Consider the following 24,647-nt stretch of genomic DNA (forward strand, 5'->3'; position numbering starts at 1 on the left):
TCGGCCCGTGCAGAGCGGCCGACGACCGGTCCAGCTCCACTCCGTCGCTCCCCGACCTCATCCGAGGGGGTACGTCCTTCCGTGGTGACCAGCACAAAGCGCCACAAGCCCGACCGGCGCACCTACGTTCTCGACACCAGCGTCCTGCTGGCCGACCCGAACGCCCTGAACCGCTTCGACGAGCACGAGGTCGTGCTCCCCATCGTCGTGGTGACGGAACTGGAGGCCAAGAGGCACCATCCCGAACTCGGCTACTTCGCCCGGCAGGCCCTGCGCCTGCTCGACGAGTTCCGGGTGAAGCATGGCCGTCTCGACGCCCCCATCCCGATCGGGGACCTCGGCGGGACCGTCCGTGTCGAGCTCAATCACTCGGACCCCAGCGTTCTGCCGACCGGCTACCGCCTGGGGGACAACGACTCCCGCATCCTCGCGGTCGCCCGCAATCTGCAGGCCGAGGGGTTCGACGTCACCGTCGTGTCGAAGGACCTGCCGCTCAGGATCAAGGCCTCGTCCGTCGGTCTCCTCGCCGAGGAGTACCGCGCCGAACTCGCCATCACGGACTCCTCCGGCTGGACCGGAATGTCCGAACTGACCCTGCCGGGCGAACAGGTGGACATCCTCTTCGAGGAGGGGCACGTCTTCGTCCCCGAGGCCGCCGACATGCCCGTGCACACCGGTCTGACGATCCACTCCGAGCGCGGCAACGCGCTGGGCCGGATCACGCCCGAGGGCAACGTCAGGCTGGTGCGCGGCGACCGGGAGGCCTTCGGTATCAAGGGCCGCAGCGCCGAGCAGCGGATCGCGCTGGACCTGCTGCTCGACCCGGACGTCGGGATCGTGTCCATGGGCGGCCGGGCCGGCACCGGAAAGTCGGCGCTGGCGCTGTGCGCGGGTCTGGAGGCGGTGCTGGAGCGCCGTCAGCACCAGAAGGTGATGGTCTTCCGGCCGCTGTACGCGGTGGGCGGGCAGGAGCTCGGCTATCTGCCCGGCAGCGAGGCCGAGAAGATGAGCCCCTGGGCACAGGCGGTCTTCGACACGCTGTCGGCGGTCACCAGCCGCGAGGTCATCGAAGAGGTCACGGCGCGGGGCATGCTGGAGGTGCTGCCCCTCACGCACATCCGCGGGCGTTCGCTGCATGACGCCTTCGTGATCGTGGACGAGGCGCAGTCGCTGGAAAGGAACGTCCTGCTGACGGTTCTGTCCCGAATTGGGGCTAATTCGAGGGTGGTTCTGACCCACGACGTGGCCCAGCGGGACAATCTCAGGGTCGGGCGCTACGACGGTGTGGTCGCCGTCGTGGAGAAGCTGAAGGGGCATCCGCTCTTCGCCCACGTCACGCTGACGCGGTCCGAGAGGTCCCAGATCGCCGCCCTTGTGACCGAAATGCTGGAGGACGGGCAGATCTGACCCAAGTGCTCAACTTGCGGTAGCTACTCGTTGGTTGGCGCCGTTCGGAAAGGCAGTGAGCCTATCCGGGCGGCGCCTCGGCGTGTGCGGCTTTCCGTAAAACCCCTGGGACAAACGAGGTGTGAGCTTTCACACGCAACACAGAATTGCCTTGCGGCGTCGGGGTACGGCAGAGTCTCACTCCTGTCAGGCCCCGCATACGACACACCTGTACCCCCAGCGGTACGGCACCACAGCAACACCACAGCCAACTCCATAGCGTCGTCGTATGCCGCCCGAGTCTTCACGCGGCGCTCCTCGCAAGGGAGTTGCCCACCGGGTCCGAGCCTCCCGTGACCCCGCAGTTGGGAGGCCAGAGCCAGGGGCACGATTGCGTCCGCCAGGGTCACCGAAGCGGGCGATGCTGGAAGGAAACCGTGTGAGTCCGATTTCGGTCAGGGGATTCGCAGTGGCGTCGGCCACCGCGGTCACCGCTGTCGGAAGCGTCGTCGGCGTTGCCTCGGGCAGCACCGCGCAGAACAACGACGCCGAAGCGACGGCTGCCGATTCGACGCTCCTCGCGGACATACCCGCGGGCCAGCAGGCCCAGGTGCAGATCGAGTCCATGTCGGCGCAGGCCGACGTCCAGGCCATCGCCGCGGACGCGAGCGCCAAGAAGGGTGCTGAGGAAGCCGCCCGCAAGGCTGCCGCCCAGACCGCGATCGAGAAGAAGGAAGCCGCCGAGAAGGCAGAGAAGGCGGCGCAGGAAGCCAAGGAGCGCGAAGAGGCCGAGGCGAAGGCCTCCCGATCCTCCTCCGACTTCCCCGTCCAGGGCTCGTACAGCATCGCGCAGATCCAGTCGATGGCGCGACAGATGGTGCCGAGCGGCCAGTTCCAGTGCTTCAGCAACATCGTGGACCACGAGTCCGACTGGAACTACAAGGCCGTCAACCCCTCCTCGGGTGCCTACGGCCTCTTCCAGGCCCTGCCCGGTTCGAAGATGTCGTCCGTCGGCTCGGACTGGCAGACGAACCCGGCCACCCAGATCAAGTGGGGCCTCAACTACATGAACGACCGCTACGGCAGCCCCTGTGACGCCTGGTCCTTCTGGCAGGCCAACAACTGGTACTGAGCCGGCACCGCCGCCGCTCAACCTTCGCGCAGCCCCTCACCGTCTCTTGGTGAGGGGCTTTCGCGCTCCCCCGTGACTAGCCATGTACGGTCGGACGCAACGACTCCAGGGGGAGTGGTGAGGAGAGACGGGGGAAGAGGACGGTCATGTCGCGAGTGCCAGGGTGGCTCGGTCGGCTCGGCACCGGGCTGACCGAAATGAGTGAGCGGTTGAACGAGCGCCGTGCCGCGGTGGAACGGGAGGACACCGAGCCCAGGCCCGAGCGGCGGTCCGCCACGGCCGTGGCGTCCGATCCGGCCGTCGAGGACGCGCCGCCGCGCTCCGACCACGTCCCGCGGCCCCCCGACTACGCGCCCGCCGCACCGCCGCCCCGGCCCGACCCGGCGCAGGTCGTGCCGTGGGGCGTACGGGTCGCCGCGGAGGCCGGCTGGCGGCTGCTGGTGCTCGCCGGCACGGTCTGGGTGCTGATGCGGGTCATCAGCGCCGTACAACTCGTCGTGCTGGCCTTCGTCATCGCCCTGCTCCTCACCGCGCTGATGCAGCCCTCGGTGGTGTGGCTGACCCGGCGTGGCGTGCCGCGCGGGCTCGCCACCGCCCTGACCGCGGTCCTCGGGTTCGTCGTCATCGGGCTGATGGGCTGGTTCGTGACCTGGCAGGTCATGGAGAACATCGACAACCTCTCCGACCAGATCCAGGACGGCATCGACGAGCTGCGCAACTGGCTGCTCAACAGCCCCTTCCACGTCACCGACAAGCAGATCAACGAGATCGCCGAGAACCTCCGGGACGCGGTCGGCGCCAACACCGAAGAGATCACCTCGGCCGGGCTCGAAGGCGTCACGGTCGTCGTCGAGGCCCTCACCGGCATTCTGCTGGCCGCCTTCTCGACGCTCTTCCTGCTCTACGACGGCAAGCGCATCTGGCAGTGGACGCTGAAGCTGGTGCCCGCCGCGGCCCGTCCGGCTGTCGCCGGCGCCGGCCCGCGCGCGTGGGCGACGCTCACCGCGTATGTGCGCGGCACCGTCCTCGTCGCCTTGATCGACGCCGTCTTCATCGGCATCGGCATCTACTTCCTCGACGTCCCGATGGCCGTGCCGCTGGCCGTCTTCATCTTCCTGTTCTCCTTCATCCCGCTCGTCGGCGCGGTGGCCTCCGGCGCCCTGGCCGTGGTCGTGGCGCTGGTGACGCAGGGCGTCTTCACGGCGGTGATGACCCTCGCCGTCGTCCTGGCCGTCCAGCAGATCGAGGGCCACATCCTGCAGCCGTTCATCCTCGGACGCGCCGTCCGCGTCCACCCGCTGGCGGTCGTGCTGTCGGTGGCGGCAGGCGGCATGGTCGCGGGGATCGGCGGCGCGGTGGTGGCCGTACCGCTGGTGGCCGTGTCGAACACGATCGTGGGGTATCTGCGGCGGTATTCGCAGGAGGCGATGCTGACGAGCACCGGTCGCCAGGAACCAGCCCCTCCGGCGCCTGCGGACGAGGCCGTTCAGGCCGAAGGCGGGTCTGAGGGCGCAGCCCCCGGGGACAGCGACGAAAACGCCGAGGGCCCCGCCCACCAGCGGTGAGCGAGGCCCTCAACACAGCTCGGCCTACTCGGAGAGGACGGCCTCGGCTTCCAGCGTGACGCCGATCGCCTGGATGACGGAAGCGATCTTGAACGCTTCCTGAACCGTCTCGCGGTCCACGCCCGCCTTGCGCAGCACCTGCTCGTGCGAGTCGAGGCACATGCCGCAGCCGTTGATGGCGGACACCGCGAACGACCACAGCTCGAAGTCGACCTTGTCGACGCCGGGGTTGCCGATGACGTTCATCCGCAGGCCCGCGCGCAGGTTGCCGTACTCGTGGTCGGACAGCAGATGCCGGGTGCGGTAGAAGACGTTGTTCATCGCCATCACCGCGGCGGCGGACTTGGCCGCGTTGTAGGCCTCCGGCGAGAGGTTCGCCTTGGCCTCCGGCTCCAGCTCGCGCAGCACGATCGGAGAGCGCGAGGCGATCGCGGTGGCGAGCACCGTGCCCCACAGCTGCTGCGCCGGGAGGTCCGAATTGCCGATGACCGAGCCCAGGTTGAGCTTCAGGTCCTTGGCGTAGTCCGGTATGCGGGACTTGAGGGAGTCGAGGGCCATGTGGGTCACTCTCCCGCGAGCAGCTTGACCGGGTCCAGGGTGTCCTCGCCCTTGCTCCAGTTGCACGGGCACAGCTCGTCGGTCTGGAGGGCGTCCAGGACCCGCAGGACCTCCTTGGGGTTACGGCCGACGGAGCCGGCGGTCACCATGGAGAACTGGATCTCGTTGTTCTGGTCGACGATGAAGACGGCGCGCTTGGCGAAGCCGTCCTCGCCCTCGATGCCGAGGTCGCGCATCAGCTCGTGCTTGGAGTCGGCCATCATCGGGAACGGCAGGTCGCGCAGGTCGTCGTGGTCCTTGCGCCAGGCGTGGTGGACGAACTCCGAGTCACCGGAGAAGCCCAGGACCTGGGCGTCGCGGTCGGCGAACTCCTCGTTCAGCTTGCCGAAAGCCGCGATCTCGGTCGGGCAGACGAAGGTGAAGTCCTTCGGCCACGCGAAGACGATCTTCCACTTGCCCTCGTAGGTCTTGTGGTTGATCGTCTCGAACTCAGCGCCCTTCTCCAGCGAGACGCAGGCGGTCAGTTCGAACTCGGGGAACTTGTCACCGACAGTGAGCACACGCTCTCCTTGCAGCGAGGAGACACCCGTTCGGTACAGGGGTCTCCCATGGGGTTGGACCTTACCGATCCTGGCACAACGTGCATTGATACGGGAAATAGCTACACTCGGTCGGGTTGATCGGAGGTGCCTATTGATGGCCGTGGGTAAGGCATGACGGGGGGCAGGACATGACCGTGGGCAAGAGGCGGCAGCCCAGCCTCGCCCAGCTGCGGGCGTTCGCCGCCGTTGCCGAGCACCTCCACTTCCGGGACGCCGCGGCCGCGATCGGTATGAGCCAGCCCGCGCTCTCGGGTGCCGTGTCCGCGCTGGAGGAGACCCTCGGGGTCACGCTCCTGGAGCGTACGACCCGCAAGGTGCTGCTCTCGCCGGCCGGCGAGCGGCTCGCCGTACGGGCGAAGGCGGTGCTGGTGGAGGTCGGGGCGCTGATGGAGGAGGCGGAGGCGGTCCGGGCGCCGTTCACCGGTGCACTCCGTCTCGGCGTGATCCCCACCGTGGCGCCGTACCTGCTGCCGACGGTGCTGCGGCTCGTCCACGACCGGTATCCGCACCTCGACCTCCAGGTGCACGAGGAGCAGACCGCGAGCCTGGTCGACGGCCTCACCACGGGCCGCCTGGACCTGCTCCTGCTCGCCGTACCGCTCGGGGTGCCCGGTGTCGCCGAACTCCCGCTCTTCGACGAGGACTTCGTGCTGGTCACCCCGCTCGACCACTGGCTCGGCGGCCGGGAGGGGATTCCGCGGGAGGTGCTGCGCGAGCTGAACCTGCTGCTGCTCGACGAGGGCCACTGCCTGCGCGACCAGGCTCTCGACATCTGCCGGGAGGCGGGCCGCGAGGACGCGCCGGTGACCACGACCGCTGCCGGGCTGTCCACGCTCGTGCAACTCGTCGCGGGCGGAATGGGGGTGACCCTGCTGCCGCGCACCGCCCTCAAGCTGGAGACGACCCGCAGCAGCCAACTCCTCACCGGCTCCTTCGCCGACCCGGCCCCCACCCGCCGCGTCGCCCTCGCCATGCGAACGGGGGCGGCACGCGCGGCGGAGTACGAGGAACTGGCGTCGGCTCTGCGCGATGCGTTGCGGCCGTTGCCGGTACGGGTGTTGGGGGCCGGGATCTGAGCCCCGGCCCCCTTGATCACCCAACCCCGTTGATCACTCCGTGCGCAGGCCGTCCGGGCGCATCAGGCGCAGTAGCGGAGGCAGGCTGAGGAGGGTCACCGCGAGGACGACCCCGGCTCCGATGCCCGTCATCGCCAGTACGCTCGCCCAGTCCACGGTCACCGAGGCGCCGGCCATCTTCAGCAGGACGGCGCCCAGTGTGAGCCCGACGGTCGACGCCAGCACCAGGCCCAGCGCGATGGGGATCGCCGTCTGCCAGAGCACCGACAGGCTGAGCGTGCGGCGCCGGGTGCCGAAGGCGACCAGGGACGACAGCAGCTTCTTGCGCTCGCGCAGCTGCTCCAGCTGGGAGACCAGCAGGCTCGCGCCGATCAGCAGCAGGACGCAGGTGGCGCCGACGAACAGGCCGTTGCGGATGGAGCGGAACTCCAGGGACTCCCGGTTGGCGGCCAGCGTGAACACGTCCGCCAGCGGGTCCATCCGCGCGGCGGTGTTGCGCGCGAAGTCCGCGGCGTCCGGCACCGACGAGTCCAGGGAGAGGAACACCCGCTGGACGAGGCCGGCCTCGGCCCCCTCGGGCAGCGCGCCCGGGGTCAACAGCAGGCCGCCGCGCTCGTAGCCGGTCGGGTCCTCGCGCGTCGCCGCCGTCTTGATGCCGCCCGGCACCTTCCACGCCACCGTGTGGCTCGTCATCCCGCTGTAGCCGGGGTCGAAGTACAGGGTGCCGCCCGCCTTGGTGAGCTCCTTCGACCCGTCGTCGTACTCGCCGCCTACGATCCGGAAGGTGTCCCCGTCCCGGCAGGACTTCAGACGCGCCACCTCGCGCAGCTCGGCGCAGCTGCCGACGGCCACCTCCAGCGAGTTGTCGGGTTCCTTCGCCTTCTCGCCGAGTGCGCCCAGCGAGAGGGCCGACGCCCGGCGCACCCCCTCGGTCTCTCCCAACTGCCGGGCGACGTCGTTCAGCGGGACGTCGCCGTGCACGGAGATCGTCATCTGGGCGCGGTTCAGGTCGTTGCCGGTCTGCTTGGTGTAGTCGCCCTCGACCCCGGCGAACAGCATCTGCAACGCGATCGCCCCGGCCACCGCGACCGCGATGCCGTTGACCATGCGGGCAGCCGAACCACTGCTCAACTGCAGCCTGCGGATCGCCAGTTGCCAGGAGACCGACCCGGAGTTCAGCCGGGCCACCACGGCCTCGACCAGCCAGGGCAGCAGTGTGGTGACGCCGACCAGCAGCAGCACGGTGCCGCCGATGACCATCCACTCGTTGAAGTTCCCGTTGTCGTTGCCCTGCCCCACCATCGGGTACAGCAGCGCGAGACCGCCCACCGGCAGCAGCAGCCGCCACCACAGCCGACGGCGCGGGGGCTTCGTCGTACGGACCACACCGAGCGGCTCGATGACGACCCCGCGCAGCGCGAACAGCGTCACCAGGACCGCCGCGGCCGGTACGGCGACGGCGACCAGCAGCGCGAGCGCGATCGACGGGTTGAGGTCGCTCGGGAACACGCTGATGTCCCGCACCTGCAGCAGAGTCGCCAGGTGACGCCCCGCCAGGAAGAAGCCGGTGCCGAGAACGAGCCCGAGCAGCGCCCCGGCGAGCGCCTCGCCGCCCGCGACCCGGCGCGCCATCCGTCCGTCCGCGCCGACCAGCCTGAGCGCCGCGAGCCGACGGTCGCGGCGCTCGCCGCCGAAGCGCACGGCCGCCGCGATGAACACGCCGACCGGCAGCAGCAGTACCACGAAGATGATCATGATCAGCAGGATCAGGATCGGATCCAGCGGGTCGTCCGCCATCCCGGCGGAGGGGCCGAAGTAGTCGATCCGCTCGACGGTGCCTCCGGCGATCTGGTCCTCGAGCCCCGACCCGCCCGCGTAGTAGGCGAGTTCGGTGGGCCCGATCAGCCCGGGCTGCTCGATGGTGCCGGTGACCCGGTAGGGGATGCGTTCGCGCAGCAGCTTGCCGGAGTCGGACTTCAGCAGCTTCTGCAGCGCGGGCGAGGCGATCATCTCGCCCTTCGCGGGGAACTCGTCCACGCCCGGCGGCAGCGGCGCCAGCGGCCCCTCGGGCTCCAGGAGCCGGCCCCGTACGTCGTCACCGCGGTACTCGGTGTCGACACTGGCGACGATCAGCGTGTCGTCCGCCTTGGGCATCACCGTGCCGCTGTACGTGAAGTCGTCCCGGGCGCTACCGCGTCGGTCACGCTCGGACAGCGCGCTCGGGATCGCGGTCGTCAGCAGCAGCAGCGCCACCCCGAGCCCCACCCCGACGGCCGTCAGCAGGGCCCGGACCCACCCCTCGCGTCCGCCGGCGAAGGCGAACCGCACGCCCATGCCCAGATCCTTGGCCCACTGGGACGCGGCACTCATACGACGCGCTCCATGTCCCGGGACTTGCCGTCCCGTACGACGATCTCGCGGTCGGAGTAGGCGGCGACGCGCGCCTCGTGCGTGACGAGGACGACGGCGGCGTTGGTCGAGCGGGCGGCGTCCGTCAGCAGCTCCATCACGCGCTCGCCGTTGAGGGAGTCGAGCGCGCCGGTCGGCTCGTCGGCGAACAGCACGCGGGGGTTGGTGACCAGGGCCCGGGCGACGGCGACGCGCTGCCCCTGACCGCCGGAGACCTCACCGGGCCGCTTCTTGCGCAGGTCGTCGACCTCCAGCCGCTCCATCCAGGTGAGGGCCGCCTTCTCGGCCTCCTTGCGGGAGGTTCCGTTCAGCCGCAGCGGAAGGGCGACGTTCTCGACGCAGGTCAGCTCCGGCACCAACTGCCCGAACTGGAAGACGAACCCGAACTCCGAGCGTCGCAGGGCACTGCGCTGGGCGTCGCCCATGGTGGCCAGTTCGCGGCCGTTGTAGGTGATGGACCCCGAGTCCGGCGGCACGATCCCGGCGAGACAGTGCAGCAACGTCGACTTGCCGGAGCCGGACGGCCCCATGACGGCGACGACCTCGCCGGGGTGGATGGAGAACTCGGCCCCGTCGAGCGCGAGGGTCGGGCCGTAGGCCTTGCGCAGCTCCTGGGCCGCGAGCAGGGAACCGGGAGGAGGAGTCACTTGGTCACCACCTCGGCCAGCTTGTCGAGACGCGCGGCGGTGAGTTCCAGCCAGCGCAGGTCGGCCTCGAGGTGGAACAGGGCGTGGTCGCAGATCAGCTGATCGGCGAGGTCCCCCTTGCGCTTCCGGTCGGTGAGGATGCGCATCATCCGCAGGTGCTCGGAGCGCTGGGTGTCGAGGATGTCGGCCGCGTTGCGCCGGGTGAGCAGAGCGAGGACGACCTTCGTGTAGAGGGTCGACTGGAGGTACGGCTCCGGCTTCTCGGGCGTCGCGAGCCACTGCTGGACGTCGGTGATCCCGGCGTCGGTGATGGCGTAGCGCTTGCGCTCGGGCCCGCCGCCGGGCTCGATCCCGTCGACCTCGACGAGCCCGTTCTTCAGCAGCCGGGACATCGTCGAGTAGACCTGGCCGTAGTGCAGCGGCCGGTCGTGACCGAACTTCTCGTCGAAGGCCCGCTTCAGGTCGTAGCCGTGACGCGGGCCGGACTCCAGGAGCCCCAGGAGGGTGTGACCGATGGACATGACCAGGACACTACACGGGGTGTATACGCGTCGTGTATACGCGGAGTGTGTAGATCATGGCGGGCGGTGTGAAGGCGCAGGTGGGGTGCGATTGTCACGGTTCTGCCACATGGCGATGGTGAGGGTGGGCGACCCAGTGGATCCGCGCCCTTCCGGCGTGCACGGACGAGGCCGGCCGAGCCGCATCCGGCCGGCACGGACGAGGTCGCCTCAGCCGCATCCAGCCCGTCCGGCGCTTGAGGGCGAGGCCGTTCAGGCCGGCGGGGGTCCGGGGGCGGAGCCCCCAGGTGGCCGGCCCCGACGGGGAAGAGGCCCCGTGTCCCGCGGAAGCCGACCGGCGTCGGCCAAAGCCTTCCGCAGCAGAAACTCGATCTGCGCGTTGGCCGAGCGCAGCTCGTCCCCCGCCCACCGCGCCAGCGCCTCGTACACGGACGGGTCCAACCGCAGCAGCACCTGCTTGCGCTGCTGCGGCCGGCGCTGAGGGGTTGAACCCTCGGAGGGAACCGTCACTGGTAGAGCGTCCCGGTGTTGAGGACCGGCTGCGGGGACCTGTCACCGCACAGCACCACCATCAGGTTGGACACCATCGCCGCCTTCCGCTCGTCGTCCAGCTCCACGATGTCCCGCTCGGAGATCCGCGCGAGCGCCGCCTCGACCATGCCGACCGCCCCGTCGACGATCTGCCGCCGGGCCGCGACGACCGCCCCGGCCTGCTGCCGCTGGAGCATCGCGGAGGCGATCTCGGGAGCGTACGCGAGGTGCGTGAAGCGCGACTCGATGATCTGCACTCCGGCCGCCTCCACGCGCGCGTGCAGTTCGACGGCGAGCTTCTCGGTGATCTCCTCGGCGTTGCCGCGCAGCGAGAGGCCGCCCTCGTCATGGGCGTCGTACGGGTACTCGATGGCGATGTGCCGCACCGCCGCTTCGGTCTGGGTGGAGACGAACTCCAGGAAGTCGTCGACCTCGAAGGTGGCCTGTGCGGTGTCCGCGACCTTCCACACCACGACCGCGGCGAGCTCGATCGGGTTGCCGTAGGCGTCGTTGACCTTGAGGACGGCCGTCTCGTGGTTGCGCACCCGGGTCGAGATCTTCGTACGGGAGGTGAAGGGGTTCACCCAGCGCAGCCCGTCCTCCCGGATCGTCCCGCGGTACCGCCCGAAGAGCTGGACGACCCGCGCCTCGCCCGGCGCGACCATGTTGAGCCCGCACATCGCGAGGACCGCGGCGATCGCGACCAGGATTCCGGCGATGATCAGCACCGCCTTGCCGCCGGCCCCGGCGACCGCCGTGGTGCTGACGATCAGGCCCGCGCCGGCCAGCAGCCCGACGAGGCCCAGCAGCAGGGCGAGCCCGCCGCCGATGCTGTGCGCCGTGAACTCGCGTACGCGTGGGGCGGGCATCTCCGGTACGTCGGCGGTGACGGATGTGGTGTCGGTAGGCATGGGTGATTCCCCCGTTTCGTTCGCATTCATCCACGAAGCCGTGGCGGCTTCGTCTAGCTTCGAACTATCTAAGTGATATCACTTTACCCCGCGCGGGCAACCCTATGCATCCCTGAGCCGTCGGTTCCGGTGGGACAGGTGCTGATTGTCACGTCCGCAAAAGACCGGATCGACAGCTCTTTGTCACAACTTCCGGTGTTAGCTTTCTGAGCTGACTGAGCGGCGAACCTGTGTGGCAGGAGTGCACACAAGAGCGAAGCGGAGCGGAACACACCCATGGGACGAGCGGAAGACAGACGAGCGCGTCAGCAAAGCGGGCGCCGCGGCGCGCCCCGGCGCCCGTCCGGGACGCCGTCGGCCCCTGCGGGTGGCGAGTCGGCCACCGTGGTGGGCCCGCCGGCCGCTCAGGGTGGCCGGGCCGCGGCCCGCCGGGCGGCCAAGAGCGCCGGCAAGGGGGGTGGCAAGGGCCGAATACGCCGGCTCTTCACCTGGAAGAAGATCCTCGGCACCTTCCTCGGCGTGTGCCTGCTCGGCATCGGCGCCTTCATCGCGCTCTATCTGGCCGTCGACATCCCGAAGGACAACGCGGCCGCCCAGGCCGCCCAGCGCCAGAGCAACGTCTACAAGTACAGCGACGGCAGCACCCTGGCCCGCGACGGCGAGGTCAACCGCGAGATCGTGGACCTGGCCAAGGTGCCGAAGAAGGTCCAGCGCGCCTTCGTCGCGGCGGAGAACAAGTCCTTCTACAAGGACAACGGCATCGACCTCAAGGGCACGGCCCGCGGTCTGCTGAACACCGCGATGGGCAAGGGCGCGCAGGGTGGTTCGACGATCACCCAGCAGTACGTGAAGAACTACTACCTCAGCCAGGAACAGACGGTCAGCCGCAAGCTCAAGGAGATGGTCATCTCCCTGAAGGTCGACCGCCAGCTGACCAAGGACGAGATCCTCGCCGGCTACATCAACACCAGCTACTACGGCCGCGGCGCCTACGGCATCCAGGCCGCCGCCCAGGCCTATTACCGCGTCGACGCCGACAAGCTCAAGGTCGAACAGGGCGCGTACCTGGCCGCGTTGCTCCAGGCGCCGAGTCAGTACGACTGGTCGGCCGCGTCCGAGACCGGCAGGAAGCTGGTCACGGCCCGCTGGAACTACGTCCTGGACAACATGGTCGAGGAGGGCTGGCTGGACCAGTCCGAGCGGCAGGGCATGACGAAACTCCCGGTGCCGAAGGAGCCGAAGCCCGCCGCGGGCCTGGAGGGACAGAAGGGTTACCTGGTCGAGCTCGCCAACCAGCAGCTGACCAACCAGCTGATGAAGCAGGAGGGCATCACCCGCTCCCAGGCCGAGGCTGAGGTCGTGAACCAGGGCTGGACCATCACCCTGAACATCGACAGGAAGAAGCAGGCCGAGCTGGAGAAGGCCGCCAAGGCGCAGCTGACGAGCAAGCTGGACCCGAAGAAGCGCAAGGTCGACGGGAACGTCCAGGCCGGCGCGGTCTCCGTCGACCCCAAGACGGGGAAGGTCGTCGCCCTGTACGGCGGCGTCGACTACTTCAAGCACTACACCAGCAACGCGACCCGCACCGACTACCAGCCCGCCTCGACGTTCAAGCCGGTGATCCTCGCGGCCGCCCTGGAGGAGGGCGCCGAGACCCAGGACGGCAACCCGATCACCGCGAACACGATCTACGACGGCACCAGCAAGCGGCCGGTCGTGGAGGGCGGCAGCAAGGCCGGCTTCGCGCCCGAGAACGAGGACGACCGGGACTACGGCGACATCACCGTCCAGACGGCGATGAACAAGTCCGTCAACTCCGTCTTCGCGCAGATGGGCGTCGACGTCGGCATGAAGAACGTCATGGACGTGGCCGGCAAGCTCGGCATGGACACCACCAACGAGCAGGCCGTGCCCGCCCAGACCCTGGGCACCATGGGCGCGAGCCCGCTGCAGATGGCCGGGGTCTACGCCACCCTCGACAACCACGGCAAGAAGGTCACGCCGAGCATCCTCAAGTCGGCCGAGCACAACAGCCGCGCGGTCGAGCTCCCGGACCCGATCGGCGAGCAGGTCATCAGCCCGCAGGCCGCCGACACGGTGACGTCGGTGCTGACGGGCGTGGTCGACGACGGTACGGCCCGCAGGTCCGTGGCGGACAACCCCAAGCGCGACGGCCAGAAGGTCGCCGGCAAGACGGGTACGTCCGACGACAACAAGTCGGCCTGGTTCACGGGTTACACGCCCGACCTGGTCACCTCGGTGGGCCTGTTCGGCGAGGATGCCAAGACCCACGCCCAGACGAAGATGTACGGCGCGGGCGGCGAGGACCGCGTCAACGGCGGTGGGTTCCCCGCGCAGGTCTGGGCGGCGTACATGTTCGGCGTGACGGACCCGGACGCCAGGTTCGACCTCGACACCGACCAGGGCGCGGCCGTCCAGCCGACCTGGACCCCGACTCCGACCGAGGAGCCGACGACCGAGGAGCCGACGGACGAGCCGACGACTCAGGAGCCGACGGACGAGCCGACGACTCAGGAGCCGACGGACGAGCCGACGACTGAGGAGCCGACGGAGACGCCTACGACGGACGAGCCCACGGACGAGCCGACCGACGAGCCGACGGACGACATCACGCTGGACCCGGTCAGACCCAACAACGACGACTAGGAAAGCGCCCCGGAAGGGGCGCGGGGCTGTGTGTGACATGCGGCTCCGCCGCGCGGGCGCGATCAGCCACGATGCACCCGCACTCGGCGGTCCGCAGTTCCCCCTACGGCGGTCAGCCGCGATTCAACTCGAACCACACAACCTTGCCGGTGCTCAACCGCGTGGCCCCCCACCGCCGGGCCAGCCGGTTGACCAGGTACAGGCCCCGGCCGCCTTCGTCCGTGGCCCGGGCCTGCCGCAGCCGCGGCAGTTGCGGCACGTCGTCCCCGACCTCGCAGCGCAGCACATCGGTCCGCAGCAGGCGCAACGTCACCGGCCGCGAGGCATAGCGCACCGCGTTGGTCACGACCTCGCTCACCAACAGCTCGACCGAGTCGGTGAGTTCCTCCATGCCCCAGCGGGCGAGGGCGCGGCGGGCCAGACGCCGGGCGCGTCCCGGGGCGGCGTCCTCCGGCTCCAGGAACCAGTACGCCACGTCGCTGGGAGCGATCCCGTCGAAGCGGGCGGCGAGCAGCGCGATGTCGTCGTCGCGGTCGCCGGGACCGAGCATGTCGAGGACCTCGTCGCACAGGGCCTCGAGGGGCGGCGGATGGTCGGGCCCGGTGAGCTGCGCGGTCGCGGCGAGCTTCTCGCGCAGCTGCTCTATGCCCGTCCAGACGTCACGCAGGCGGGACTCGACCAGACCGTCGGTGTAGAGAAGCAGGGTCGCTCCGGCCGGTGCGTCCAGTTCCACGGCCTCGAAGTCGACACCGCCGACGCCGATCGGGGCGCCCGCCGGCACCCGCAGTACCTCCGCGCGGCCGCCCAGGTGCAGCAGAACGGGCGGCGGATGGCCCGCGTTGGCGATGGTGATGCGGTGCGATACCGGGTCGTAGACGGCATACAGGCAGGTCGCCATGCGGTCGGTGCCCAGCCGCTGGGCCTGTTCGTCGAGGTGGTGCAGGACCTCCTGCGGGGGCAGGTCGAGACCGGCGAGGGTCTGGGCCGTGGTCCGCAGCTGGCCCATGATCGCGGCCGAGGTCATGGAGTGGCCCATGACGTCACCGACCACGAGGGCGACGCGGCTGCCGGGCAGCGGGATCGCGTCGTACCAGTCGCCGCCCACCCGGGCCGTCTCGGCCGCCGGGAGGTAGCGGGACGCCAGCCGCACGCCGGTGGGGCGGGGCAGCGTCTCGGGCAGCATGGTGCGCTGGAGCTCGTCGGCGATGTACGCCTCACGGCCGTACAGCACCGCCTTGTCGATGCCGAGCGCGCTGTGCGTGGCGAGCTGGGCGGCGACGAGGAGGTCGTCGGGCTCGAAGGCGAGGCGCTCCGGGCGGCGCAGGAACACCGCGGCGCCGATGACACGGCGTCGGCCGCGCAGCGGGGCGAGGATCGCGCGCTGACCGTCGGGGATGATCAACTCACCGTCGTCGCCGAGCAGTTCCGGCAGGGCGGCGCGGGCGGCGGGCGCGTCGGCGAAGACGGGACGTACGCCGCGCAGCACCTCGGCGAGCGCCCCGCCGGGCCGCACCTCGCACAGTTCGGCGGTGAGGGCGGACAGTTCCGACAGCTCGGTCGGCTCCGGCTGCTGTGCCCCCGAGGACAGGAAGCTGCCTTCGGTGTCCCGCTCCTCCGGGATCCGGTCGGTGCGGCGCAACCGCAGAACGACGGGTCCCGTGGGCCGCTCGTCGCCGACCGGCAGCGGGTCGCGCAGATACACCAGGATCGCGTCGGAGAAGGTCGGCACGGTCGCCCGGCACAGCCCCATCACGATCTCGTCCAGGTCGATGCCGCGGGCGATCCGCCGGGTGGCGGCGCCCACGAAGCGCAGCCGGTCACCGTCCCGCCGCATGGGCGTCGGGCGGCCGGGCACGACGCCCTGTCCGGTGCGCCGCTCGGCGGACGACTGCGGCGGTTCGGCGCCGGGCTGCGGCGGAATGGCCTCCGGAACGGGCCGCGGCCGGTGCGTGTCGGGCTCGGCGGCGGCGGAGGGCTGCGAGTGCTCGGGGCCGTTGCCGGCGATGTCTGAGGGCTCCTTGCTCGGGCCGGACGGTGCGGTGGTGCCCGGCGTGGAGGGGGTCTCTCCGGTGCGCGCCTGCGCGGGTAAGGGGGTGCCTGCGCCGCCGCAAGGGGCGTGCGACGGCGTGGAGTGCGGCGTCGACTGTGTCGAGGTACGCACGAGCGCCCCGCGGGGCTCCGCGGGGTCGACGCCCGTCTCGGGGCGTTCGAAGGAGGTCGGCTGCTCCGTCACGCCTTTCGAATCCATCCGTCCGGGGCTGCGCGCCGCGCGTGCAGTTCGTCCCGCCGAAACTCCGATACCCGCAATACGTGCCCCAGGAACGGAATTCCCGCGTGGCCAGGGGCGGTTCCTGTGCCGCCGGTGGGGCGTCTGCGCCCAGGACCGGCGTCGAAAGCCCCGCCGGCCCTGGCGGCGTTGCCCTGGTAACCCTCGCTCACGTCCTGCCGCCCCTCGGTGACGATCGGTCAAGCCCGGCGCGCACTCCGGTAGTTGCCGCCCAAGTGCGCCCTTGCGGAGGACGATCCTACGTTTGTTGCCCGGGGGCGCATCAAGGGTCTCATGAGGACATGTGCGCGGGCGTGCGATCCCAGTCCTCAGGCAAAGAAGGTACAGCCCAGGCGGGATCCGGGCGCCAGTGTTGCCAGTCGTCCGAGAACGGCGGCCCCCAGGCGCGGATCACCTCGACCGCGCCGCGCCCCGCTTCGCGCACCCGCGCGGCGAGCCGGTCGTCCACCAGCCCGTCCCGCTGGGCCTGCGCGAACTCGTCCTCGTCCCGCCAGTGCCAACTGCGGTCCGGGTGCACGGAGATGTCGAGGAAGTGGTCCTCGGAGTCCACCCCGCCCGCCCAACGGGCCAGCGGCTCCTCAAGATTCACGTACCAGTTCTTGAACAGCCATCCCGGCTCCCAGAACAGCCACACCGACCACGGCTCACCGGGCCGCGCGAGCTTCAGCACCCCGGTCCCGAACCACCGGTCGCGCTGGACGGCGCGCGGCTTGGTGTACCGCGTCTCCAGGGGTTCCAGGTGCACGGCCGTCCCGTCGGCGAGCACGGGCTTCACACACTCCGTGCCCGGAGCCAGCCATACGGCGAGGATCTCGGCGTCGTCCCGTACGACGGTGACGGGACGCGCGATGTGGAAGCGTCGGCCCGCGTTCTCCCGGTACCGCCACAGGATCCGTGTCCCGGGCGCCCAGAAGCGGGTCGACCCACCTGCTTCCACTTCCGTCGTCGTCACCGCTCCACCGTCTTCCATGGACAGATATTAGGTGCCATAGGCATACGACGCTGCGGTGTCCGTCACGGTTCACGCCGTCGTGCTCAACGGTTACGGCCGTGTCATCCGCAGGACATCGAGGGCCTCGTCCAGTTGCTCGACGGTGAGGTCACCGCGCTCCACGTACCCGCTCTCCAGGACGACTTGGCGGATGGTCTTCCGCTCCGCGAGGGCCTTCTTGGCGACCTTCGCCGCCTCCTCGTACCCGATGTACTTGTTGAGCGGCGTGACGACGGAGGGCGACGACTCGGCGTATTCCAGGGCCCGTTCCCGGTGGGCGACGATGCCGTCGACGGTGCGGTCGGCCAGCAGCCGGGACGCGTTTGCCAGCAAACGGATGGATTCCAGGACGTTCTTCGCGATGACCGGAAGCATTACATTCAGCTCGAAATTGCCCGCGGCGCCGGCCGTGGCCACGGTGGCGTCGTTGCCGACGACCTGCGCGGCGACCATCAGGACGGCCTCCGGAATGACCGGGTTGACCTTGCCGGGCATGATCGAGGACCCCGGCTGGAGGTCGGGGAGGCTGATCTCCGCGAGGCCGGTACGCGGTCCGGAGGACATCCACCGCAGATCATTGGCGATCTTGGTCAGCCCGACGGCGATGGTCCGCAGCTGCCCGCTGGTCTCGACGATCCCGTCGCGGGCCCCCTGTGCCTCGAAGTGGTCGCGCGCCTCTGTGAGCGGCAGCCCGGTGGCGCGGGCCACCTCCTCGATGACAGCGGCGGAGAACCCGGGGGGCGTGTTGATGCCGGTGCCCACGGCCGTGCCGCCGAGGGGGAGTTCGGCGAGCCGGGGGAGGGAGGCCTGCAGCCGCTCGACGCCGTACCGCACCTGGGCGGCGTAACCGCCGAACTCCTGCCCCATCGTCACGGGCGTGGCGTCCATGAGATGGGTCCGGCCCGACTTCACGACATCGGCGAACTCCTCGGCCTTGCGCTCCAGCGACCCGGCGAGGTGCTCCAGCGCCGGGATCAGGTCGCGGGTGACGGCGGCGGTGGCGGCGATGTGGATGGACGAGGGGAAGACGTCGTTGGAGGACTGCGAGGCGTTGACGTGGTCGTTGGGGTGCACGTCACGCCCGAGCCGCTCGGTGGCGAGGGTGGCGACGACCTCGTTGGTGTTCATGTTGGACGAGGTCCCGGATCCGGTCTGGAACACGTCGACCGGGAAGTGCTCGTCCCACCGCCCCTCGGCGACCTCCGCGGCGGCGTCCTGGATGGCCTCGGCGATGTCCTTGTCGAGCACTCCCAGGTCGGCGTTCACCTTCGCGGCGGCGCCCTTGATCCTGGCCAGGGCCTCGATATGGGCCCGCTCGATGCGCTGCCCGGAGACGGGAAAGTTCTCGACGGCACGCTGGGTCTGGGCACGCCACTTGGCGTCGGCGGGCACCCGGACCTCACCCATGGAGTCGTGCTCGATGCGGTAGTCGCTCATACCTGAGTAAGCGTGGTGGGCGGCGGGGTTGTTCCTGTGCTTGGCCCATCCGTGTGCCATCGATGGGTTTCGCCCCCGCCGCCCCTACCTTTCCCGTCCTTGAAGGGGCTCCGCCCCTTCGACCCCGCTCCTCAAACGCCGGAGGGGCCGGCTTTTTCAGCCCGTCCGGCGTTTGAGGACGAGGCCGTTCAGGCCGAAGCGGGGGTCCGGGGGCGGCAGCCCCCAGGTACGGGAAGGGTAGGGGCGGCGGGGGCGAACACGATTGCGTGCCGCCCCGCAGGAGTTACGCCAGCCCCGGCCCCCGCACCGGAATCGACGTGAACGTCGGCGCGGGCGCCGGGTCCTGGAAGAAGTCGTTGCCCTTGTCGTCGACGACGATGAACGCCGGGAAGTCCTCGACCTCGATCTTCCAGACGGCCTCCATGCCGAGCTCCTCGTACTCGACGACCTCGACCTTCTTGATGCAGTCCTGGGCGAGGCGGGCGGCGGGACCGCCGATGGAGCCGAGGTAGAAGCCGCCGTGCGTGCCGCACGCGTCCGTGACCTGCTTGCTCCGGTTGCCCTTCGCGAGCATCACCTTGGAGCCGCCGGCCGCCTGGAACTGCTCGACGTAGGAGTCCATGCGCCCGGCGGTCGTGGGACCGAAGGAACCCGACGCGTAGCCCTCCGGCGTCTTGGCCGGGCCGGCGTAGTACACCGGGTGGTCCTTGAGGTACTGCGGCATCTCCTCGCCCGCGTCCAGCCGCTCCTTGATCTTGGCGTGCGCGATGTCGCGGGCCACGACCAGCGGACCGGTGAGCGAGAGCCGGGTCTTGACCGGGTACTTGGTCAGCTCGGCGAGAATCTCGTCCATCGGCTGGTTCAGGTCGATCTTCACCACGTCCGAGGACTCGTCGAGGTGCTCGTCCGTGGTCTCCGGCAGGAACCGCGCCGGGTCGGTCTCCAGCTGCTCCAGGAAGACACCCTCGGCGGTGATCTTCGCGACGGCCTGCCGGTCGGCCGAGCAGGACACGGCGATGGCGACGGGGCACGAGGCGCCGTGCCGCGGCAGCCGGACCACCCGCACGTCATGGCAGAAGTACTTGCCGCCGAACTGCGCGCCGATCCCGATCTTCTGCGTCAGCTCGAAGACCTTCTCCTCCAGCTCCTTGTCCCGGAACCCGTGCCCGAGCGGCGAGCCCTCGGCCGGGATCTCGTCCAGGTAGTGCGCGGAGGCGTACTTGGCGGTCTTCAGCGCGTACTCGGCGGACGTGCCGCCGACGACGATCGCCAGGTGGTACGGCGGGCAGGCGGCCGTACCGAGCGAGCGGATCTTCTCCTCCAGGAACTTCATCATGGAGGCCTCGTTCAGGACGGCCTTCGTCTCCTGGTACAGGAAGGACTTGTTGGCGGAGCCGCCGCCCTTCGCCATGAAGAGGAACTTGTAGGCGCCGCCGTCGGTGGCGTACAGCTCGATCTGCGCGGGCAGGTTCGACCCGGTGTTCTTCTCCTCCCACATGGTGAGGGGAGCCATCTGCGAGTAACGCAGGTTGAGGTTCAGGTACGCGTCGTAGATGCCCCGGCTGAGGGCCTCCTCGTCGCCGCCCTCGGTGAGCACGTTCTGCCCGCGTTTGCCCATCACGATCGCGGTGCCGGTGTCCTGGCACATGGGCAGCACGCCGGCGGCCGCGATGTTGGCGTTCTTCAGCAGGTCCAGCGCCACGAACTTGTCGTTGCTCGACGCCTCGGGGTCGTCGATGATCCGCCGCAGCTGCGCGAGGTGCGCGGGCCGCAGGTAGTGCTGGATGTCGTGGATGGCCTCCTCGGCCAGCTTGCGCAGCGCCTCGGGCTCCACCTTGAGGAACGTCCGCCCGTCGGCCTCGAAGGTGCTGACACCCTCGGCGGTCACCAGCCGGTAGGGGGTGGTGTCCTCTCCCATGGGGAGCAGATCGGTGTACGCGAACTCAGGCATGTCGCCCATTCCTCACTCGACAGACAGCGCGGCTGACCTCCATTGGCAGCGTCCACCAGCGTAGAACCTGCCTCCGACAGCGAGCTTGTGAGGTAAGGCTCAGTTCGATGTCCGGTGATCGACCTGAACGGGGTCTATCGCGATCTATCGTGTTTGGGTACGCTGCTGCCGTGGACCTTCAGAAGCAGACCGCACCCGCTGCCGCCACCGAGCTCCGTGCCTCCGACGCGGACCGCGACCGGATCGCCGACATCCTGCGCGACGCCCTGGCCGAGGGCCGCCTCACCGCCGACGAGCACGCCGAGCGCGTCGAGGGCGTACTGGCCGCCAAGACGGTCGGCGAACTGGACGTCTTCATCCGGGACCTGCCCGCCGCCCACCAGCGCCGCGCACCCCATGTGCCCGCCCCCGGCCGCCCCGCCCCGGGCGCGATCCCGGCCGAGCCCGACGACAACGTGGTCGCGGTGTTCAGCAGCGCCGTCCGCAAGGGCCGCTGGCGCGCGGGCCGCCGTATCCACGCGTACGCGATCTTCGGCAGCGTGGAGATAGACCTCAGCGAGGCCCTCTTCGAGTACCAGCAGGTGATGATCCGGGCGTTCTCGATCTTCGGCAACGTCGAGGTCCGCGTCCCGGAGAACGTCTCGCTGCGCGGCACCGGCGGCGGCGTCCTCGGCAACTTCGAGGTGGATCACCTCGACTCGGAGGACCCGCATGCGCCGGTCGTCCATGTCGACGGCTGGGCCGTGCTCGGCAACATCGAGGGCCGGGCGAAGCGGGGGAAGCTCGTCGCGGACATACTCGACCGCGTTCAGCGCAAGGTCGACAAGGGTTTGCGCAAGCATCTGGATCGTTGACGGTTGTGAAGCGGAGCGGCTCCTTCCTGGCTCTGGGGTCCTTCCGGGGGCCGCACAGCGGCGCGCAGGACCCCCCGAAATCCAGCGGTTCGGAACTGACTGCATAGGCGCGCGTACAGCGGGTAGACCTTGCTGCATCGTCTCTCGCTCGCGAAGCCGTCGTCAGGAGTAGACCGTGCTGCAACCGCCGCATTCGTCCCTGCAGGTAGCTGCCGTTCCGGCCCAGCGGGTGCCAGCGCGAGACAGGGATCAAGACGCCCCATGGCATACGGAGGCCGTGTGCCGGCGTGACGAGGCCGGCCTCTTCTTCGCCCCCTCCAAGGAGCCCACCGCGGCTCGCCTCTCCCGTGAAGAGGCCGCCAAGCGGGTCTGCGCCCGCTGTCCGGTCATGGTCGAGTGCCGCGAGCACGCCCTGCTCCAGCCCGAGCCGTACGGCGTCTGGGGCGGCCTCACCGCAGCCGAACGCCGAGTGGTCCTGGCCAGGCGCCGGCGCCGCGAAATGGAACTGAAGAAGACGGCGAGGACGACCAACCGCATAGCGCAGGCAGGCTGAGAGCAAGAAACAGGGCGCCCCCTCCGCACCGGGGGCGCCCTGTTCGGCTGTGAGCTGTGGTCAGGGGGCGTGGCGCAGCCGCCTTCGTTCTGCGGTCCCGAGCCCCTGGGCGCTACTTCGCGCGGTCGAAATCGATCGCGCTGTACGCCCGCAGCTTGCTGAGCCGGTGCTCGGAATCGATCCGCCGCACCGTCCCCGACTTCGACCGCATCACGATCGAGTCGGTCGTCGCGTTCTCCGACCGGTACCGCACACCCCGCAGCAGCTCACCGTCGGTGATCCCGGTGGCGACGAAGAACACGTTGTCCCCGGCGACCAGGTCATCGGTCATCAGCACCCGGTCCAGGTCGTGCCCGGCGTCGATCGCCCGCTGCCGCTCCTCGTCGTCCTTCGGCCACAGCTTGCCCTGGATGGTCCCGCCGAGACACTTCACGGCACAGGCCGAGATGATCCCCTCCGGCGTACCGCCGACGCCGAGCAGCATGTCGACGCCGGTGCCCTCGCGCAGCGCGTAGATCGACCCGGCGACATCGCCGTCGGAGATCAGCTTGATCCGCGCACCGGCGTCCCGGATCTCCTTGATGATGCCCTCGTGCCGGGGCCGGTCCAGGATGACGACGGTGACGTCCTCGGGCGTGGACCGCTTCGCCTTCGCGACCCGCCGGATGTTCACGGCCACGGGCGCGTCGATGTCGACGAAGTCGGCGGCCTCGGGGCCGGTGACCAGCTTGTCCATGTAGAAGACGGCGGACGGGTCGAACATGGACCCTCGGTCCGCCGCTGCCAGCACGGAGATCGCGTTGGGCATGCCCTTCGCGGTCAGCGTGGTCCCGTCGATCGGGTCGACGGCGATGTCGACCTCGGCTCCGGTTCCGTCGCCGACCCGCTCGCCGTTGAAGAGCATCGGCGCTTCGTCCTTCTCGCCCTCACCGATGACGACGACGCCGTTCATCGACACGGTGTGGACGAGGGTCCGCATGGCGCGCACCGCGGCGCCGTCGGCGCCGTTCTTGTCGCCCCGGCCGACCCAACGGCCCGCGGCCATCGCCGCTGCCTCGGTCACACGGACCAGTTCCAGGGCGAGGTTGCGGTCGGGGGCTTCACTGGGTACTTCGAGCTCGGACGGCAGATGATGATGATTCTCGGTCATCGAGGCGCACCTTTCTGATACGACGACGGCCGGATGAGGGTGACCTCCCTGACTCTATCCTCGGGCGCGCAGAATGAGCAGGGGGCCCCACGGATGAGCAGCCGGGGCACCTGCGACGATAGGGGGCGTGGCAGGTTCGAACGGCAAGCAGAAGTCGGTCCGCAACATGGTCCTCTCGCTCGGGGTGACCGTGCTCGCGGCGGGAGTCATCTATCTCTTCGTCCCGCATGACGACGGTGATCCCGACCTCCCTCGGGTCGACTACCGCGTCGAGCTGCTCACCGCCCGCCGCGCGGCGTCGTACCCGGTGGTCGCGCCCCAGGGTCTGCCCGACACCTGGAAGGCGACGTCCGTCCGCTTCAAGGGCGACGACTTCGACGCCTGGCATCTCGGCTTCCACCTCTCCGGCGGCCAGTACGTACAGGTCGAGCAGTCGACCGAGAAGCCGGCGACGTTCCTGGAGGAGGCCACCCAGGGCGGGCAGGCGACGAAGGACACCGAGGAGATCGGCGACCGGACGTGGACGCGGTACACGGGCGGTCGGTACGAGGCACTGGTGCACCAGGACAAGGGCGCGACGACCGTGGTGGCGGGCACGGGCTCGTTCGAGCAGCTGACGCAGATGGCGAAGGCCCTGAAGGCGGAGTGACCGCGCAGGCGGAGTGACCACCTGAGCATGACGAAGGCCCCCGGCGTTGCAGCCGGGGGCCTTCGTCATGTGCGCGTGCTTTCAGGCAGCGGCATGTGCGCTTGGTTCAAGCAGCGCCAGGTCCGAGTCAGACCGTCGTGATGACCTGGTCGTACTCCAGACGCGGGGAGCGCGGGTACCAGGCGTCGGCGCCCGGCTTGCCGATGTTCACGACCATCAGCGGGGTGTGGTCGTCGTCCAGGAACTCCTTGCGGACGCCCTCGAAGTCGAAGCCGGTCATCGGTCCGGCGGCCAGCCCGGCGGCGCGGACGCCGACGATGAAGTACGCGGCCTGCAGGGCGGCGTTCAGCCCGGCGGCGTTCTCGCGGGCCGGGCGCTCGCTGAAGAAGACGTCCTTGGCCTGCGGGAAGGCCGGGAAGAGGGCCGGCAGCTCCTCGTGGAACTCGTTGTCCGCGGACAGGATCGCGACCAGCGGGGCGGCGGCGGTCTTGGCCTGGTTGCCCTCGGCCATGTGCTGCACCAGGCGCTCACGGGCCTCGGCGGAGCGGACCAGGGTGATGCGCAGCGGGGTCTGGTTGAAGGCGGTGGGGCCGTACTTGACCAGGTCGTAGATGGCCTGGACCTGCTCCTCGGTCACCGGCTCGTCGGTGAAGGTGTTCGCGGTGCGGGCCTCGCGGAACAGCAGGTCCTGGGCGGCGGGGTCAAGAACGAGAGACATGCGTGAACCTTCTCGGGTAGTGCGTGCGTCGAGCGTCATGCGTCGTGCGGGT

At 69.7% G+C, this 24,647-nt stretch carries 21 protein-coding genes; 8 read left to right on the forward strand and 13 right to left on the reverse strand.

The window, feature by feature from the left end; genetic code table 11:
• The first annotated feature begins 81 nt into the window (after positions 1 to 81).
• The 3 genes from AB5J55_RS27215 to AB5J55_RS27225 all read left to right on the forward strand — a co-directional run bounded on the left by AB5J55_RS27215 (position 82) and on the right by AB5J55_RS27225 (position 4,083).
• Positions 82 to 1,407 carry a PhoH family protein gene (locus AB5J55_RS27215; protein WP_369273146.1) on the forward strand — a complete coding sequence of 442 codons (1,326 nt, stop codon included), beginning with the start codon at positions 82 to 84 and terminating at the stop codon, positions 1,405 to 1,407.
• 418 nt (positions 1,408 to 1,825) lie between these two features.
• Entirely contained in the window at positions 1,826 to 2,518 is a 693-nt protein-coding gene (locus tag AB5J55_RS27220; protein ID WP_369273147.1) for a transglycosylase SLT domain-containing protein, read from the forward strand.
• A 146-nt stretch (positions 2,519 to 2,664) separates the two neighbouring features.
• A complete protein-coding gene (locus tag AB5J55_RS27225; protein ID WP_369273148.1) occupies positions 2,665 to 4,083 on the forward strand; it encodes an AI-2E family transporter in 1,419 nt (472 codons plus the stop codon).
• Positions 4,084 to 4,107: 24 nt separating this feature from the next.
• On the opposite strand, the gene AB5J55_RS27230 is transcribed toward AB5J55_RS27225, so the two are convergent.
• Together AB5J55_RS27230 and AB5J55_RS27235 are read right to left on the reverse strand one after the other, a co-directional pair.
• Positions 4,108 to 4,641, reverse strand: a complete 534-nt coding sequence (locus tag AB5J55_RS27230) for an alkyl hydroperoxide reductase (protein ID WP_369273149.1) — start codon at positions 4,639 to 4,641, stop codon at positions 4,108 to 4,110.
• 5 nt (positions 4,642 to 4,646) lie between these two features.
• Positions 4,647 to 5,201 carry a peroxiredoxin gene (locus AB5J55_RS27235; RefSeq protein ID WP_369273150.1) on the reverse strand — a complete coding sequence of 185 codons (555 nt, stop codon included), beginning with the start codon at positions 5,199 to 5,201 and terminating at the stop codon, positions 4,647 to 4,649.
• Between the two features lie 170 nt (positions 5,202 to 5,371).
• Here AB5J55_RS27235 and AB5J55_RS27240 point away from each other — a divergent pair, with 170 nt between their 5' ends.
• Positions 5,372 to 6,319 carry a LysR substrate-binding domain-containing protein gene (locus AB5J55_RS27240; RefSeq protein ID WP_369273151.1) on the forward strand — a complete coding sequence of 316 codons (948 nt, stop codon included), beginning with the start codon at positions 5,372 to 5,374 and terminating at the stop codon, positions 6,317 to 6,319.
• Positions 6,320 to 6,352: 33 nt separating this feature from the next.
• On the opposite strand, the gene AB5J55_RS27245 is transcribed toward AB5J55_RS27240, so the two are convergent.
• From AB5J55_RS27245 to AB5J55_RS27265, 5 genes are all read right to left on the reverse strand, one after another.
• A complete protein-coding gene (locus AB5J55_RS27245; RefSeq protein ID WP_369273152.1) occupies positions 6,353 to 8,689 on the reverse strand; it encodes an ABC transporter permease in 2,337 nt (778 codons plus the stop codon).
• Positions 8,686 to 9,375, reverse strand: coding sequence for an ABC transporter ATP-binding protein (locus tag AB5J55_RS27250; protein WP_369273153.1), 690 nt, complete (start codon positions 9,373 to 9,375; stop codon positions 8,686 to 8,688). Before AB5J55_RS27250 ends, AB5J55_RS27245 begins: the two co-directional genes overlap by 4 nt.
• A complete protein-coding gene (locus AB5J55_RS27255; protein ID WP_362380760.1) occupies positions 9,372 to 9,896 on the reverse strand; it encodes a PadR family transcriptional regulator in 525 nt (174 codons plus the stop codon). Before AB5J55_RS27255 ends, AB5J55_RS27250 begins: the two co-directional genes overlap by 4 nt.
• Before the next feature lie 252 nt (positions 9,897 to 10,148).
• Positions 10,149 to 10,406 carry a hypothetical protein gene (locus tag AB5J55_RS27260; protein ID WP_369273154.1) on the reverse strand — a complete coding sequence of 86 codons (258 nt, stop codon included), beginning with the start codon at positions 10,404 to 10,406 and terminating at the stop codon, positions 10,149 to 10,151.
• The gene (locus AB5J55_RS27265; protein ID WP_369273155.1) at positions 10,403 to 11,338 is read right to left on the reverse strand and encodes an SPFH domain-containing protein; all 936 of its coding nucleotides are present in this window, start codon (positions 11,336 to 11,338) and stop codon (positions 10,403 to 10,405) included. Before AB5J55_RS27265 ends, AB5J55_RS27260 begins: the two co-directional genes overlap by 4 nt.
• Before the next feature lie 276 nt (positions 11,339 to 11,614).
• Here AB5J55_RS27265 and AB5J55_RS27270 point away from each other — a divergent pair, with 276 nt between their 5' ends.
• Entirely contained in the window at positions 11,615 to 14,005 is a 2,391-nt protein-coding gene (locus tag AB5J55_RS27270) for a transglycosylase domain-containing protein (RefSeq protein WP_369273156.1), read from the forward strand.
• Positions 14,006 to 14,117: 112 nt separating this feature from the next.
• Here the strand turns inward: AB5J55_RS27270 and AB5J55_RS27275 are convergent, their stop codons facing one another.
• The 4 genes from AB5J55_RS27275 to AB5J55_RS27290 all read right to left on the reverse strand — a co-directional run bounded on the left by AB5J55_RS27275 (position 14,118) and on the right by AB5J55_RS27290 (position 20,671).
• Complete coding sequence (locus tag AB5J55_RS27275; protein ID WP_369273157.1) at positions 14,118 to 16,253, reverse strand: SpoIIE family protein phosphatase; 2,136 nt, start codon at positions 16,251 to 16,253, stop codon at positions 14,118 to 14,120.
• A gap of 310 nt (positions 16,254 to 16,563) precedes the next feature.
• Positions 16,564 to 17,262: a DUF402 domain-containing protein gene (locus AB5J55_RS27280; protein ID WP_369273158.1), complete on the reverse strand. Its 699-nt coding sequence runs from the start codon at positions 17,260 to 17,262 to the stop codon at positions 16,564 to 16,566.
• Positions 17,263 to 17,334: 72 nt separating this feature from the next.
• Positions 17,335 to 18,720 (reverse strand): class II fumarate hydratase, encoded by a 1,386-nt coding sequence (locus tag AB5J55_RS27285; protein WP_369273159.1) that lies wholly within the window; start codon positions 18,718 to 18,720, stop codon positions 17,335 to 17,337.
• Positions 18,721 to 19,003: 283 nt separating this feature from the next.
• Entirely contained in the window at positions 19,004 to 20,671 is a 1,668-nt protein-coding gene (locus AB5J55_RS27290; protein WP_369273160.1) for a fumarate hydratase, read from the reverse strand.
• A 170-nt stretch (positions 20,672 to 20,841) separates the two neighbouring features.
• Here AB5J55_RS27290 and AB5J55_RS27295 point away from each other — a divergent pair, with 170 nt between their 5' ends.
• Positions 20,842 to 21,525, forward strand: coding sequence for a DUF1707 domain-containing protein (locus AB5J55_RS27295; RefSeq protein ID WP_369273161.1), 684 nt, complete (start codon positions 20,842 to 20,844; stop codon positions 21,523 to 21,525).
• A 175-nt stretch (positions 21,526 to 21,700) separates the two neighbouring features.
• On the forward strand, positions 21,701 to 22,078 hold the full coding sequence (locus AB5J55_RS27300) for a WhiB family transcriptional regulator (RefSeq protein ID WP_369273162.1): 378 nt from the start codon (positions 21,701 to 21,703) through the stop codon (positions 22,076 to 22,078).
• 112 nt (positions 22,079 to 22,190) lie between these two features.
• On the opposite strand, the gene glpX is transcribed toward AB5J55_RS27300, so the two are convergent.
• The gene (gene glpX, locus AB5J55_RS27305) at positions 22,191 to 23,228 is read right to left on the reverse strand and encodes a class II fructose-bisphosphatase (protein ID WP_328423943.1); all 1,038 of its coding nucleotides are present in this window, start codon (positions 23,226 to 23,228) and stop codon (positions 22,191 to 22,193) included.
• Positions 23,229 to 23,355: 127 nt separating this feature from the next.
• Here glpX and AB5J55_RS27310 point away from each other — a divergent pair, with 127 nt between their 5' ends.
• Positions 23,356 to 23,877, forward strand: a complete 522-nt coding sequence (locus AB5J55_RS27310) for a DUF4245 domain-containing protein (RefSeq protein ID WP_369273163.1) — start codon at positions 23,356 to 23,358, stop codon at positions 23,875 to 23,877.
• Positions 23,878 to 24,004: 127 nt separating this feature from the next.
• Here AB5J55_RS27310 and AB5J55_RS27315 read toward each other — a convergent pair whose 3' ends face one another.
• Positions 24,005 to 24,595, reverse strand: a complete 591-nt coding sequence (locus AB5J55_RS27315) for a malonic semialdehyde reductase (protein WP_369273164.1) — start codon at positions 24,593 to 24,595, stop codon at positions 24,005 to 24,007.
• Positions 24,596 to 24,647 lie beyond the last annotated feature (52 nt).

Source organism: Streptomyces sp. R11, assembly GCF_041051905.1.
In the GTDB taxonomy this organism is placed as follows: domain Bacteria; phylum Actinomycetota; class Actinomycetes; order Streptomycetales; family Streptomycetaceae; genus Streptomyces.